This is a genomic window from Streptomyces sp. NPDC087300 (genome assembly GCF_044744425.1).
Lineage (GTDB): Bacteria > Actinomycetota > Actinomycetes > Streptomycetales > Streptomycetaceae > Streptomyces.
The window spans coordinates 28,636-42,231 of sequence record NZ_JBIUYI010000004.1 but is presented as its reverse complement, the minus strand read 5'-3'; the positions used below and the strand labels follow the sequence as shown (position 1 = coordinate 42,231).

The window sequence follows — 13,596 nt, the reverse complement described above, 5'->3', positions numbered from 1 at the left end:
CGGTCCCCGCCCCCTCCGTCGCCGCCGAGCCCCGCAATTTCCCGTCCATGCCGCCACCCTCCCACCGCGTCGCCCTCCGCGCCGTACCCGAGCGGCGCCCCCGCCCCGACGTCCGTGTTTCGTAAGGATCTGAAGTCCGATATGCACCTTTCGCGCTCGTAGGGTGAAAGCCGTGACATCCCCTCCACCGGATCCAGCGGATCCCACCCCCACGCCCCCCGGCCCCGCCGAAGTGGACGTCGTCCTCCCGTGCCTCGACGAGGCCGACGCCCTCCCCTGGGTGCTCGAACGCGTTCCGCCGGGCTGGCGCGCCCTCGTCGTGGACAACGGGTCCACGGACGGGTCGCCCGAGATCGCCCGCGCGCTCGGCGCGACCGTCGTCCGGGAGAGCCGCCGCGGCTTCGGCGCGGCCTGCCACGCCGGGCTGCTCGCCGCCACCGCCGACATCGTCTGCTTCTGCGACTGCGACGCCTCGCTCGACCCGTCCCTCCTCGTGCCCTTCGTACGGGAGGTCCGGGACGGCGACGCCGACCTGGTGCTCGGGCGGCGCAGGCCACAGGGCCGTGGCGCCTGGCCCGCGCACGCCCGCGCCGGGAACTTCGCGCTCGCGCGGATGCTGCGGCGCCGCACCGGGCTGCGCCTGCACGACCTCGGCCCGCTGCGCGCCGCACGCCGCGCGCCGCTCGTCGGGCTCGGCCTCACCGACCGCCGCAGCGGCTACCCGCTCCAGATGGTCGTCCGCGCCGCCGACGCGGGCTGGCGGGTCACCGAACACGACGTGCCCTATCTGCCGCGTTCCGGCGCGTCGAAGGTGACCGGCACCTGGCGCGGCACCTGGCAGGCGGTACGCGACATGAGCCGTGTCCTGGCCGAGCCGCCCGCGCACGACGGGCCCGCCCGCCGCCCCCTCACCGCTCCCCCAGGAGGAAACACCCCGTGACCACGCTCCTCGTCATCGCCAAGGAACCGCTGCCCGGACGCGTGAAGACGCGGCTCACCCCGCCCTTCACACCCGCCGAGGCCGCGCGGCTCGCCGAGGCCTCGCTCGTCGACACGCTGCGGGCGGTGGCGGCGACTCCGGTACGGCGCCGTGTGCTGGTACTCGACGGGACGCCCGGCCCCTGGCTGCCGCCCGGCTTCACCGTCGTACCGCAGGTCACGGGCGGTCTGGACGAACGGCTCGCCGCGGCCTTCGCGGGCTGTACGGGACCGGCCCTGCTCATCGGCATGGACACCCCCCAGGTGACACCGGAGCTGCTCGCGACGGGCCTCGCCGGCCTGGACGGTCTGGACGGTCTGGACGGTCTGGACGGAAGTGGTGACGGCGGCTCCTGCGACGCCTGTTTCGGGCCCGCCGAAGACGGCGGCTTCTGGGCGCTCGGTCTCGCCCGCCCCGAACCCGAACTGCTGCGCGGCGTACCGATGTCGACGCCCACGACAGGCGCCGTGCAGCGCGCCCGGCTGGTCGCCGCCGGACTGCGCGTACGCGATCTGCCGCGCCTGCGGGACGTGGACACCGCGGCCGACGCCGCAGCGGTCGCCGCCGTGGCGCCGCACGGCAGGTTCGCGGCCGAGCTCGGCCGGCTCGGGGCGGTCACCGGCCGATGAGCACCGCGCACCGGCCCGCCCTCCGCCCCGCACAGCGACCGGCGCAGGCCCCGCCCCAGGCCCAGGCACAAGCACCCGCACCCACGCCCACGCCCACGCCCACGGAGAGCAACACCCCGCCCTCCTGGTCCGCCGACCCCTACGCCGACGCCCTGCGCACCGGACGCGGCCCGCTCTACCTGCGCCGCGCCGACGGCTGGCTGCTGCCGCTCGAAGTGGAGCGCTGGTGCGCGCAGGCCGACGAGGCCGATCTGGGAGTGCTCGCGCGCTGCGAGGGCGCCGTGCTCGACATCGGGTGCGGGCCCGGCAGGATCGTCGCCGCGCTCGGCGCCCGCGGCGGCCGCGCCCTGGGCATCGACGTCAGCGAGGCCGCCGTCGCGCACACCGTGCGGCTCGGCGGTCAGGCGCTGCACCGCTCCGTCTTCGAGCCGCTGCCCGGCGAGGGCCGCTGGGGCACCGCCCTGCTCATGGACGGCAATCTCGGCATCGGCGGCGACCCGTACGCCCTGCTCGCGAGGGTGGCTCAACTCATCACCCCCGGCGGCCTGTTGATCGCCGAGACGGCGCCGGTGGACATCGACGAGCGCGTCGACGTCCACCTCGTACACGCCGCCGACGGCCACGCCGACGCCCAGGCCCAGACCCAGGCCCAGGAGAGTCACGCGGACGACGGTCACGGCACCGCCGGAACCCCCTTCCCCTGGGCCCGCCTCGGCACCCCCGCCCTGCTCCGGCACGCCGGGCACGCGGGCTGGCGCGCGGCCGCTCAGTGGCGCGCGGGCGGCCGCTCGTTCGTCGCCCTGCGCGACACCCGCCGCGCACGCGACGGCCACCACGCACGCCACGACTTCGGCCTGCGCGGCGGCCACACCGACCGCCCCACCAACAGCAGCGCCGAACCCCCGAACAGCACGGCCGTGATCAGCAGCCAGCGCGCCGCGAAGCCGTCCCCCGGCAGGCCGGTGGCCGACGCGTAACGCCCCGCCGCCTGACCGCTGATGAGCGGGAACCACACGAGCAGGAGCAGACAGGAGAGCACGGCGGGTACGCGGACGTACCCGACGAGCTCCCGACGCCGGCCCGCCGCCCGTACGAGCACGCGGTCGAGCCCCGCGTACAGGGGCAGCAGCACGAGATCGTGCAGCAGTGCCGCCCCCACGAACCACAGGGCCACCCCGAACCAGTCCCCCGCGAGCAGCCGCACCCCCGCGTATCCGGCGAGGGCGAACGTGCAGGCGAACAGCAGCAGTTGGAGCGGACTGCCCAGCATCGGGCGCAAGGACCGAGCGACTTGGCGAGGGGACCGCCCGGCGGAGCGGAGGGACCGTACGACGGAGCGAGGGGACCGTACGACGGGGCGAGGAGCCATCACAGTTCTCCGAACGTCATCCGGGCCACCCACTTGGTGTTGAGCACACCGGGCGCGGCGGGCACGATGATCCGCGCCGGGTGGCCGTGGTCGGGGGTCAGGTCGGCGCCGTTGACCTCAAGGGCCAGCAACGAGCGCCCGTCGCCGACCTGGTTGGCCCGCAACGCCGCCCTGCGGAACGCGCCGTGCCGCTGGAGCGACTCCACCAGGACGTCCGTCGGGTCCTCGTGGCCGACGAGCGCCGCGAGATCACGCAGCCGTACGCCGCGCCACCACTGGTCGGACGTCGACCAGCCCTCCACACAGGCGATCGGCAACGCCGCACTGTGGAGCGGGAGTTGCAGCAGGTCCGCCCGGCTGAGCCGGACCGTCCTCGTGCGCCCCACGACGACCAGGCGCCAGGCGTCGGCGCGCGTCTCGCGCTCCTGGATCCCGGCGTACGCGGCCGTCTTGTTGATCTGGAACCCGCCAGGGCCTTCGCCCGGTTCGGGCCCGCCGTGCGGGGCGAGCACGGCGGTCCGGCGCAGCGGACCGTCGAAGCCGCGCCCGAACGTCGTACCGAACAGGAGGAGCGAGCCCCCACCGACCACGCCGAGCGCGCCGCGCCGGGAGACCGTGGGCGCGGCGGGCCGCGGCGAGACGAGCGAATCCGAACCGGAACCCGAACCCGGGCCCGCACCCGCCCCCACATCCGCTTCCGCCGGACTCCGCATCTCCCGCAGATTGCGCAACGCCAAAGGCACCCTCAGCACCGCGTGCGTGACGAACGCGGCGAAGAAGACCCACGCCCCGTAGAAGTGCAGCGGGTAGAACGAGCCGGGGAAGAGGTAGTCGAGCTGCACGTTCAGGACGCCGGTCACGAACTCGAAGAGCGCCCCGCCGACCAGCAGGAGCAGCGTGATCCGCTCCAGCGCATGGGCGAACGACCGTGCGGGCGGCAGCGCGAACAGCTTCGGCACGACCGACCACAGCTTCGCGAGCAGTACGGGGATCAGGGTGATCCCGAGCGTCACATGGACACCCTGGGTCAGCCGGTACAGCCACGGCGGGTCGGTCGGCCAGGAGAACAGGTAGAAGCCGAGCAGCCCCTTGTCCGGGGTCTTGTCGTTCACCGGTGCGAGGTTCGGGTTGTACGCGGCGTACGACAGCAGGCCCGTCACGAACAGCACGGTGATCCCGACCAGCAGGACGAGTCCGAGCACGGAGGTGAACCAGGGGCCGCGCACGGGACTGCGCCAGAAGCCGGGCGATGAAGGGAGCCGTGGGTCGCTCATGCCCCGACGCTAGGCCGGAACCACCCCGCGAAGGGCGCTGCGACTCATGACGAAACTCTGACGTCCGGGGCGTGATCGGCCCCGTTCGCCCTGTTCGCGCCTAGCGTTCCCGGTGTGAACCGCGATCTTCTGCGTGACCTGGGTGCCGCCCTTGCCGCCGCCCTCCTCGTCGTGACGGCCGTCGTCGTCGGCACCGCCATCGAACACGCGGACGGCACCCTGCACGTCGACTGGCCCCCGCTGTACGCCCACTGGGACCCGCACATCGGCCCCGGCACCCCGGCCGCGCTCGCCGTCGCCGTGGCCGTCGTCGGCTACGGGCCGCGCGTCGCGGCCCGGCTGCCGTGGCGCGCGCTGCTCGCCGCCGCCTGGGGCACCGCGGCGGCCTGGACGTGGTCGCTCGCCCTGATCGACGGCTGGCAGCGGGGCATCGCGGGTCGGCTGACCACGAAGTACGAGTATCTCCAGGTCATCGACCGTTTCCAGGACATCCCCGGCACCCTGCGCGGCTTCACGGGGCACATCCTGATCGACTCGCCCGACCACTGGCCCGCCCATGTCGCGGGCCACCCGCCCGCCGCGCCCCTCACCTTCGTGCTGCTCGACCGGATCGGTCTGGGCGGCGGCGCCTGGGCCGGGGTCTGGTGCATCACCGTCGGCGCCACGGCCTGCCTCGGCGTCCTGGTGACGGTGCGGGCGCTGGCCGGCGAGGAGCTGGCCCGCCGAGCCGCGCCGTTCCTGGTCCTCGCGCCCGCCGCGGTGTGGATGGGCACGTCGGCCGACGGGTACTTCGCGGCGGTCGCCGCCTGGGCCGTCGCCCTGCTCGCCCTCGCGGCGACGGGCCGCAGGCCACGGACCGCGGCGCTCGGCTCGGGGCTGCTCTTCGGGCTCACCTGCTATCTGTCGTACGGGCTCACACTGTTCGCGATCGTCGCGGCGGCGGTGGTGATCCTGGGAAGCGCGAAGGTGTGGAGCGCCGGTGCCGCTGCCGCCGCCGACACCAGCACCACCGGTACCGGCACCACCGGTACCGGTACTGAGAGCAAAGCCACCCCCAACCGCCGCCTCCACACCAGCCTCCCCCTCCTCCCCGCCCTCCCCTTCCTCCTCGTCGGCCTCGCCGTCGTCCCCCTCCTCTTCACGCTCGCGGGCTTCGACTGGTGGGAGGCGTACCACCTGCTCGTCGAGCGCTACTTCCAAGGGGCGGGCGGAATCAGGCCGTACGGCTACTGGGTCTGGGCCAACCTCGCGTGCACCGTGCTCGTGGTGGGCCTGGCGACGGCGGCGGGCCTGCGCCGCGCCGTGACCACCGTGGGCGCCCCCGCCACGGACCGGTCCCGGCTCGCGCTGCTCGTGCTCGCCGCCCTGCTCATGCTGCTCGTCGCCGACCTGTCCGGAATGAGCAAGGCGGAGACGGAACGCATCTGGCTGCCGTTCGCGATGTGGCTGCTGCCCGCCTGCGCGTTCCTCGACCGCCCCCGCCCGTGGCTCGCCGCCCAGGCGACCGTCGCACTACTCCTCAACCACCTGCTGCTGACCGGCTGGTGACGAGCGCGGCCGCCTGCGAGGCCACGCACACCGCCACCCTCAGGAGCGCCCACCGCCGGCGCGGCCTCTCCGAAGCACGCATCGGGAACTTCACCGGCCCGCCCGGCCGTTGAACCGATGAAGCCAGCGGCGCCACTGGCCTCACCAACCCCCGCCTCCCGTCCGTCGCCGAAGCACACCCCTCAGTCGCCGTAGAGCGCCTCGATCTCCCGCGCGTACGCCGCCGTCACGGCATGCCGTTTGATCTTCAGCGAGGGCGTGAGCAGCCCGTTGTCCTCCGTGAACTCGCCCTCCACCAAGGCGAATTTCCGTATGGACTCGGCCCTGGAGACCGCCGCGTTGGCGTGGTCCACGGCCTTCTGGACCGCGGCGAGCATCTGCGGGTCGCGGGCGAGGTCGGCGAGCGGCGTGTCCGCGGGGCGCTTGCGGACCGCGAGCCAGTGGGCGACGGCCTCGGGGTCCAGGGTGATCAGCGCGGCGATGTAGGAGCGGTTGTCGCCGACGACGATGCACTGGCCGACGGGCGCGCGGCTGCGCAGCCGGTCCTCCAGTACGGCGGGCGAGACGTTCTTGCCGCCGGAGGTGACGAGGATGTCCTTCTTGCGCCCGGTGATGGTGAGGTAGCCGTCGTCGTCGAGGGCCCCGATGTCACCGGTGGCGAACCAGTCGCCGGTCAGCACGGCGTCCGTCGCCGCCGGGTTGTTCCAGTACGAGCCGAAGACGATGCCGCCCTTGATCAGCACCTCCCCGTCGTCCGCGATGCGCACGGCCGTGCCGGGGACGGGCAGCCCGACCGTGCCGGGCCGGGGCGCGAGCGGCGGGATGATGGTCGCGGCCGCCGTGGTCTCGGTGAGGCCGTACCCCTCGTAGATGATGATTCCCGCGGCGTAGAAGAAGAGGTTGAGGTCGCGGTCCAGGGGCGATCCGCCGCTGATCGCGTAGCGCAGCCGGCCGCCGACCTCCTTGCGGATGCGGCGGTAGACGAGGAGTTCGTAGAGCGCCCAGCCGAGGCGGAGGCCGGGCGAGGGGCCGGGGCGGCCGTTGCCGAGGAACTTGTCGAGGTACGCCTCGGCGAAGCGCACCGCGATCCGCTCCGCGCGGTCGAACGAGGCACCCCGGCCGATCTTCTCCGCGGTGGCCCGCCCGGTCTCGTGGATCTTCTCGAAGAGGTAGGGCACGCCGATGACGAAGGTGGGCTTGAACGAGCGCAGTTCCGGCCGGAGTTCGTCGGGCTTGATGCTCGGGCAGTGGCCGAGCTCGATGCGGGCGAGCATGCAGGAGATCTGGATGGTGCGGCCCAGGATGTGGGCGAGCGGCAGGAAGAGCAGGGTGGCGGCGACCTGGCCGGTGATCTCCTTGAAGATCGGGTGCAGCAGGTCGACGGTGTTGGCGGCCTCGGCGTGCAGATTGCCGTGCGTGAGGACGCAGCCCTTGGGCCTGCCGGTGGTGCCGGAGGTGTAGCAGAGGGTGGCGATGGAGTCGGGGGTGAGCGCGGCCCGCCGTTTGGCGACCTCTTCGTCCGACAAGTCGGCGCCCAGCGCCGCCAGTTCGGCCATGGCGCCGCCGTCGATGTGCCGCACGCTCGGCGGCTCGGCGTGGTCGCGCAGGGCCTCCTGGACCGTCGCGGCGTTCTCGGCCGTCTCGGCGATCAGGATGCTGGTGCCGGAGTCCCTGACGATCCACTCGATCTGCTCGGCGGACGACGTCGCGTAGATGGGGACGCTCTGGCCGCCCGCCGCCCAGACGGCGAAGTCGAGGACGGCCCACTCGTAGCGGGTACGGGACATCAGCGCGACCCGGCCGCCCGGTTCGAGCCCCGCCGCGATCAGCCCCTTCGCGGTGTCGGTGACCTCCCGGGCGAAGGCAGTGGCGGTGACCGGCCGCCACTGCCCGCCCTCCTTGCGGCGAAGCACCACGGCGTCGGGTGCTTCGGTGGCATTGGTGAAGGGGATGTCGGCGGTGCTGCCCGTGGTGGCGCGCGGCACGAGCGGGGCGGTGCGCGCCTCGCGCACGGTGCCGTGTTCGTCCCTGACGAGCTCGGTCTCGGCGCGCCCGGCGAGACCGCTGTGCCGCCGTGCCCTCTTCAGATCCTTGCGTACGCCCATGACGGCTCCCCGGCTTCCCGTTCCCAGCTGATGTGCAGGCGATCGGCGCGCGTACTTACTCATGGGTCAACTTACCGACACGTAAGGAAAATTCAATGGGCCCGACGGCGAAATCCTCGGCGCGGACCCAGGTCCTCTCAACCGCGCCCCTTACCCCGCCCCCGAGCCGCCACCTCCTGTGCCGGACCCCAGACCTCCCCCTCAAGAACCCGCCCCATCCCCACCCACACCATGTTCATCAGTCGCAGCGTCACACCTTCGGGTGACTGATCCGGGTGGTTCGCCATCCAGTCGGTCAGCGAGTCCGCCGCGCCGACCAGCGCGTGGGCGACGAAGTCGGCGTCCTCGTCGCCCAGTTGGGAGCCGCCTTCGCTCTCCGAGATACCGGCCATGACCAGGCCCGCCACCTCGGCCATCACCGCGCGGCGCGCCTCGGCGACGGCGGCCGCGATGGCCTCGCTGAGCTCGGACGCCTGGCGGTGCAGCACCACCCAGCTGTCGCGGTGCTCGGCGACGAAGGCGAAGAATGCCAGGAGGGCGGCGTGCAGGCGGAGTTCGGGCGCCGCGCCGCCCGACGCGGCCGCGCCCTGGAACGCCGCGACCAGGCGGTCCGCCTCGCGGCGCAGACAGGCGAGGAAGAGGCCCTCCTTGGAATCGAGATAGAGGTACACCATCGGCTTGGAGATTCCCGCGAGTTCGGCGATCTCGTCCACCGACGCCGCGTGATAGCCACGCTTGGCGAATACCTGGACCGCCACATCGATGATCTGCTGTTCGCGCTCCTGCCGCGGGACGCGCCGCCTGCCGGTCACCCTTGTCAGCCTCCTCGGTTCGCTCTACCTTACTAACTAGTAAGTTTACTTCTGAGTCAGGAGATTGCCATGGCGGACGGGACCGGCGGCATCGAGGATCTCGGCGGCGTCAAGGGCCTCGCCGAACTCGACTTCGCGAGCGTCACCCCCGAGGAGTTCGCGCAGATCGTGAAGGGCCTCTCCGGCAAGGAGATCGCGGAGATCGCCAAGGACGGCGAGCTGCGCGCCCGGGTGCTCGCCGAGGTCTTCACGCGGATGGAGCGGCAGTTCAAGCCGGACACGGCGGGCTCCCTCAAGGCACTCATCCGCTGGAAGGTCACCGGCAGCGGGGACGAAGAGACGGTGTACGAGACGGACATCGCCGACGGCACCTGCACCGTCCGCGCGGGCCGCTCCGATGCCGACCCGCGCGTCACCCTGATCCTGGCCGACGCCGAGTTCCTCAAACTGGTATCGGGGAACGCGAGTCCGGTCACGATGTTCATGATGCGCAAGGTGAAGATCGCCGGCGATGTCGCCCTCGCGGCGGGCCTCACCCGCTACTTCGACATCCCGAAGGCGTGAGCACGCCGTGGCCTTCTCCCTCGAACTGACCGAGGAGCAGCGGGACCTGCGCGACTGGGTGCACGGCTTCGCCACCTCGGTGGTGCGCCCGGCGGCCGCCGAGTGGGACGAGCGCGAGGAGACGCCCTGGCCCGTCATCCAGGAGGCCGCGAAGATCGGCCTGTACGGATTCGAGTCCCTCGCCGACCTGTTCGGCGATCCCAGCGGGCTCTCCCTCCAGATCGCCAACGAAGAGCTGTTCTGGGGCGACGCGGGCATCGGCATGGCCCTCTTCGGCACCTCGCTCGCGGTCGCCGGGATCTTCTCCGCGGGCACCCCCGACCAGCTCGCCGAGTGGGTGCCGCAGTGCTTCGGCGACGAGGAGACGCCCAAGGTGGCGGCGTTCTGCGTCTCGGAACCCGACGCGGGCTCGGACGTCTCGGCGATGCGGACCCGCGCCCTCTACGACGAGGCGCGCGACGAATGGGTGCTGAACGGCCAGAAGGCGTGGATCACCAACGGCGGCATCGCGGACGTGCACGTCGTGGTGGCGTCGGTCGACCCCTCGCTCGGCGCCCGCGGCCAGGCCGCCTTCATCGTGCCACCGGGCACCGAGGGGCTCGAACAGGGCCGCAAGATAAAGAAGTTGGGGCTGCGGGCCAGCCACACGGCGGACGTCTTCCTGTCCGGCGTACGCGTCCCCGGGCACTGCCTGCTCGGCGGCAAGGACCGGCTCGACGCCCGGCTCGCGCGGGCCCGCGAGGCGGCGGGCGGCGGCGCGGGCAGGACCGCGCGCGGCGGCGGAAAGAGCCAGGCCGCGATGGCCACCTTCGAGGTGAGCAGGCCCACGGTCGGCGCCCAGGCCCTCGGCATCGCCCGCGCCGCCTACGAGTACGCCCTGGAGTACGCGGACGGCCGCGTCGCCTTCGGCCGCCCCATCGTCGAGAACCAGTCGATCGCCTTCGCCCTCGCCGATCTGCGCACCGAGATCGAGGCGGTCAGGCTGCTGATCTGGCAGGCGTCCTGGATGGCGAGGAACGACAAGTCCTTCGACGCGGGACAGGGCTCGATGGCCAAGCTGCGCGCCGGTGAACTGGCGGTCGCGGCAAGCGAGAAGGCCGTCCAGATCCTCGGCGGCGCCGGGTACAGCAGGGAGCACCCGGTGGAGCGGATGTACCGGGACGCGAAGATCTACACGATCTTCGAGGGGACCAGCGAGATCCAGCGCCTGGTGATCGCGCGGGCGATATCCGGGCGGCAGATCCGCTGAACCCCGCCGGGCCCGGCCGGGAGCGTTCAAGCGCCTCCCCGGCCGGACCGATGTAACGATCATGACGTCTACGCACTCCCCCGCCCGAGGCCGTCCCCCCGAAGCCGTCGTCGGGCTCCTGCCGGCCGCGCGCGGCGGCCGGTGGGACCGCTGGCGGCTCCCCCTCGCGCTCGCGCCCGCCCTGGTGATCCTCGTCGCCGGGTTCCAGCGGCGCTGGATGTCGGACGACGGACACATCTACGTACGCACGGTCCGGCAGATCCTCGCGGGCAACGGCCCCGTCTTCAACGCGGGCGAACGCGCCGAGTCGTCCACCGGAACCCTCTGGCAGTGGCTCCTGGTGGCCGCGGGCGCGACCGGCGCCGACATCGCCACCGCCGCGATGTACGGCGGACTGCTGCTCACCGCCGCCGGGTTCGCGCTCGCGGGCCTGGGCGCGCTGCGCCTGCACGGCGGCGCGGGACGGCGCGGCGCGCTGCTCCCCTGCGGCGCGCTCGTGCTCCTCGGGCTGCCGCCCGTCTGGGACTTCGCCACGTCGGGCCTGGAGACCGGGCTCGCCACCTGCTGGCTCGCGGGCGCCTGGCTCGCGCTCGTCGACCGGCCGCGGGCATGGACGACGTGTGCCGTCCTGGGCCTCGGCCCGCTGGTCCGCCCGGACTTGGCGCTCGTCTCGCTCGTCTTCCTGGCCGCGCAGTGGCTCATCGCGCGCCCCTCGTGGCGCCGGACGCTCGCGGGCGCGGCGGCCGCGGGCGCGCTGCCCGTCGCGTACGAGATCTTCCGCATGGGCTACTACGGACATCTGATGCCGCTGCCCGGCGTCACCAAGGAGGCGTCGCGCAGCCTGTGGACGCGCGGGCTCGCCTATCTCGCGGACTTCGCGGGGCCCTATCTGCTGTGGGTGCCCCTGCTGTTCCTCGCCGCCGTCGCACTGCCCTCGGGACGCGGGCGCCGCCAAGTGCCCCTGATCCCCGCGCTCGCGCCGGTCGTCGCGGGCCTGCTGTGCTGGGTGTACGTCATCAAGGTGGGCGGCGACTTCATGCACGCGCGGATGTTCCTGCCGGGGCTTCTCCTGATGCTGCTCCCCGTCTTCCTGGTGCCGCTCACGCACGCGTGGACCATCGCCGCGATCGGCGTCGGCGTGTGGGCACTGGCGTGCGCGACCGTGCTCCGGATTCCCTACGAGGGACGGATCGGTCCCTCGGGCGTCGCCGACGAACGAGGCGTCTACGTACGGCAGAACGCCGAACCCCATCCCCTGCACCACGGCTTCGCGGGCTTCCCCGGCAACCGGGCGTACGCGCGTCTGGTGCACGAAGCGGCGGACGGCGACGCGCCCGCCCTGCTGCTCGGCAGGACACCCGCGGCGGCCGGGGCGCCGGGCGTGACGGGGATCTACAACACCCTCGGCTTCAGCGGCACCGTCGTACCGCTGAACGGCGCCGCGCTCGACCCGATCGGCCTCGCCTACCCGCTCGCCGCGCACTCCGAAGGCATCAACGGCCGTGTGGGGCACGACAAAAGACTGCCCGACGAGTGGATCGTCGCCGACCGGGGCAGCGCCGCGGCGCCACCCGCCGGGCTCGATCCCGCCCGGGTCGACGCGGCCCGGCGCGCGCTGCGCTGCGGTCCGTTCGCCGAACTGCGGGCCGCCACCCGGGAGCCGCTGACCGCGGGCCGGTTCTGGCGGAACCTGACGGGTGCGGTGGAACGCACGTCCTTCCGCTTCCCGAACGACCCGGTGCGGGCGGAACGGGAGGCGTGCGCGGACACCCCCTAGGGGGGTTCCGGTATCCCCAAGACACCTGGAACACCGAGGTCGTTACTCATCCGCGTTCACTCGCTTGGCCGCGCTCGACGCGCTGCCGCGTCCGGCGTCGGGCAGCGTGAGGCATGTCCCTGCACGCCAACATCGGCGTGTGTACGCCTCCATCGAAGGATTTCCGGATGAAGCGCACAGCCCGTGCCCTGACGTTCGTCTGCCTCACGGCGGCTCTGAGCCTTCCCGCCGTCGGTGTCGCGACGGCGGCCACCGCACCCGCGACCGCTACCACCCAGAGCGCGTCGGCCCACGACTGGGACGACGACTGGCCGCACCACCACCACCACTACTACCACCCGGGCGTCGGGGTGGGTCTGGGTGTCGGTCTGGGCGTCCTGCTCTGACATCTGACATGCGGATGGCCGCCACGGCAGTCGTGGCGGCCATCTCGTCCGCTACTGAACCGCGGGAAGGGCGTTGGTGACCGGCGCCACCAGATCCGTGAGCTGGTGCAGCTCGTTCAGCCGCTGGAGCCCGCCCAGCTGGCTTTCCACGGTGGGCACCTGGCCCTGACGGTCTTCCGGGAGCGAGGTGCTGCCGAGTTTGTCGATGGCGCTCACCACGGACGGGGAACCCGTCGCGTCGGCGCGGTCGGAGGCTTGGGCTGCCGGCGCGAGCAGAGCGGCTGCTCCAGCGGCGAGCGATACGGCGGCGATGATTCGTCGTGGAGTTGTCACGTTTTCAGAAACGGCTGAGCCCGGGGGAAGACACGGCCCCGCGGACGTTCTCATTCGAGGGGCCCATTGACCACAGGTTATTTTCCCGGCGATATCGACTTCGCCGGGACTTCGGTGTGCCCTCGATAAATCCCGGGCACACCGATTCGCGTTTCCGCACCGCCGTCGCGATCCGCCAAGTTGGAAAATCACACCGTGACCTCAGGATGACGGCCGACGTTACAGAAGGTGCGACTGCACCTATGCAGCCGCTCTTTCTGAGTCAAAGGAGAACGTGATGTCTCGCATCGCAAAGGCTGCTGCCGTCACCCTCGGCACGGGAGCCGTCGTGCTCGGCGGCGCTGGTCTGGCCATGGCGGACGCCGGCGCGCACGGTGAAGCTGTCGGCTCCCCCGGCGTGCTCTCGGGCAACCTGCTCCAGGTCCCGGTCCACGTCCCGGTGAACGTCTGCGGTAACACCGTGAACGGCATCGGCGCTCTCAACCCGGCCTTCGGCAACCAGTGCGCCAACACGGGCGGCGGCGCCGGCTACGGCGGCTGACCCCTCCGCGGTCGCTAGGTGAGGCGCTCG

13 protein-coding genes are annotated in these 13,596 nt (G+C 72.6%); 9 read left to right on the top strand and 4 right to left on the bottom strand.

Annotated features, from left to right (window positions below; translation table 11 throughout):
• Positions 1 to 163 precede the first annotated feature (163 nt).
• The 3 genes from ACIO9J_RS16085 to ACIO9J_RS16075 are packed head-to-tail and all read left to right on the top strand — an operon-like array spanning position 164 to position 2,585.
• Positions 164 to 940, top strand: coding sequence for a glycosyltransferase family 2 protein (locus ACIO9J_RS16085; RefSeq protein ID WP_401998815.1), 777 nt, complete (start codon positions 164 to 166; stop codon positions 938 to 940).
• On the top strand, positions 937 to 1,608 hold the full coding sequence (locus tag ACIO9J_RS16080) for a DUF2064 domain-containing protein (protein ID WP_401998813.1): 672 nt from the start codon (positions 937 to 939) through the stop codon (positions 1,606 to 1,608). The genes ACIO9J_RS16085 and ACIO9J_RS16080 overlap by 4 nt, the downstream gene beginning before the upstream one ends.
• Entirely contained in the window at positions 1,605 to 2,585 is a 981-nt protein-coding gene (locus ACIO9J_RS16075; protein ID WP_401998810.1) for a class I SAM-dependent methyltransferase, read from the top strand. The genes ACIO9J_RS16080 and ACIO9J_RS16075 overlap by 4 nt, the downstream gene beginning before the upstream one ends.
• A 391-nt stretch (positions 2,586 to 2,976) precedes the next feature.
• Here ACIO9J_RS16075 and ACIO9J_RS16070 read toward each other — a convergent pair whose 3' ends face one another.
• The gene (locus tag ACIO9J_RS16070; RefSeq protein ID WP_401998807.1) at positions 2,977 to 4,251 is read right to left on the bottom strand and encodes a molybdopterin-dependent oxidoreductase; all 1,275 of its coding nucleotides are present in this window, start codon (positions 4,249 to 4,251) and stop codon (positions 2,977 to 2,979) included.
• 114 nt (positions 4,252 to 4,365) lie between these two features.
• On the opposite strand from ACIO9J_RS16070, the gene ACIO9J_RS16065 reads away from it, so the two are divergent.
• Positions 4,366 to 5,799, top strand: coding sequence for a hypothetical protein (locus tag ACIO9J_RS16065; RefSeq protein WP_401998804.1), 1,434 nt, complete (start codon positions 4,366 to 4,368; stop codon positions 5,797 to 5,799).
• Between the two features lie 182 nt (positions 5,800 to 5,981).
• On the opposite strand, the gene ACIO9J_RS16060 is transcribed toward ACIO9J_RS16065, so the two are convergent.
• Positions 5,982 to 7,904 (bottom strand): AMP-dependent synthetase/ligase, encoded by a 1,923-nt coding sequence (locus ACIO9J_RS16060; protein WP_401998801.1) that lies wholly within the window; start codon positions 7,902 to 7,904, stop codon positions 5,982 to 5,984.
• 137 nt (positions 7,905 to 8,041) lie between these two features.
• Complete coding sequence (locus ACIO9J_RS16055; protein WP_401998798.1) at positions 8,042 to 8,716, bottom strand: TetR/AcrR family transcriptional regulator; 675 nt, start codon at positions 8,714 to 8,716, stop codon at positions 8,042 to 8,044.
• A 69-nt stretch (positions 8,717 to 8,785) separates the two neighbouring features.
• On the opposite strand from ACIO9J_RS16055, the gene ACIO9J_RS16050 reads away from it, so the two are divergent.
• The 4 genes from ACIO9J_RS16050 (at position 8,786) to ACIO9J_RS16035 (ending at position 12,692) form a co-directional block, all read left to right on the top strand.
• Positions 8,786 to 9,280, top strand: a complete 495-nt coding sequence (locus ACIO9J_RS16050) for an SCP2 sterol-binding domain-containing protein (RefSeq protein ID WP_401998795.1) — start codon at positions 8,786 to 8,788, stop codon at positions 9,278 to 9,280.
• Between the two features lie 7 nt (positions 9,281 to 9,287).
• Positions 9,288 to 10,529: an acyl-CoA dehydrogenase family protein gene (locus ACIO9J_RS16045; RefSeq protein WP_401998792.1), complete on the top strand. Its 1,242-nt coding sequence runs from the start codon at positions 9,288 to 9,290 to the stop codon at positions 10,527 to 10,529.
• 61 nt (positions 10,530 to 10,590) lie between these two features.
• Positions 10,591 to 12,306 carry a hypothetical protein gene (locus ACIO9J_RS16040; protein ID WP_401998789.1) on the top strand — a complete coding sequence of 572 codons (1,716 nt, stop codon included), beginning with the start codon at positions 10,591 to 10,593 and terminating at the stop codon, positions 12,304 to 12,306.
• 167 nt (positions 12,307 to 12,473) lie between these two features.
• On the top strand, positions 12,474 to 12,692 hold the full coding sequence (locus ACIO9J_RS16035; protein WP_401998788.1) for a hypothetical protein: 219 nt from the start codon (positions 12,474 to 12,476) through the stop codon (positions 12,690 to 12,692).
• A gap of 51 nt (positions 12,693 to 12,743) precedes the next feature.
• On the opposite strand, the gene ACIO9J_RS16030 is transcribed toward ACIO9J_RS16035, so the two are convergent.
• Positions 12,744 to 13,025, bottom strand: coding sequence for a hypothetical protein (locus ACIO9J_RS16030; protein ID WP_401998785.1), 282 nt, complete (start codon positions 13,023 to 13,025; stop codon positions 12,744 to 12,746).
• A 277-nt stretch (positions 13,026 to 13,302) separates the two neighbouring features.
• Here ACIO9J_RS16030 and ACIO9J_RS16025 point away from each other — a divergent pair, with 277 nt between their 5' ends.
• A complete protein-coding gene (locus ACIO9J_RS16025; RefSeq protein ID WP_401998783.1) occupies positions 13,303 to 13,566 on the top strand; it encodes a chaplin in 264 nt (87 codons plus the stop codon).
• The last annotated feature ends 30 nt before the right edge of the window (positions 13,567 to 13,596 follow it).

Bases quoted from the DNA above. Each gene is read 5' to 3' on its own strand.
- ACIO9J_RS16075 (WP_401998810.1), top strand. From the start codon at position 1,605: ATGAGCACCGCGCACCGGCCCGCCCTCCGCCCCGCACAGCGACCGGCG.
- ACIO9J_RS16070 (WP_401998807.1), bottom strand. From the start codon at position 4,251: ATGAGCGACCCACGGCTCCCTTCATCGCCCGGCTTCTGGCGCAGTCCC.
- ACIO9J_RS16060 (WP_401998801.1), bottom strand. From the start codon at position 7,904: ATGGGCGTACGCAAGGATCTGAAGAGGGCACGGCGGCACAGCGGTCTC.
- ACIO9J_RS16050 (WP_401998795.1), top strand. From the start codon at position 8,786: ATGGCGGACGGGACCGGCGGCATCGAGGATCTCGGCGGCGTCAAGGGC.
- ACIO9J_RS16040 (WP_401998789.1), top strand. From the start codon at position 10,591: ATGACGTCTACGCACTCCCCCGCCCGAGGCCGTCCCCCCGAAGCCGTC.
- ACIO9J_RS16035 (WP_401998788.1), top strand. From the start codon at position 12,474: ATGAAGCGCACAGCCCGTGCCCTGACGTTCGTCTGCCTCACGGCGGCT.
- ACIO9J_RS16025 (WP_401998783.1), top strand. From the start codon at position 13,303: ATGTCTCGCATCGCAAAGGCTGCTGCCGTCACCCTCGGCACGGGAGCC.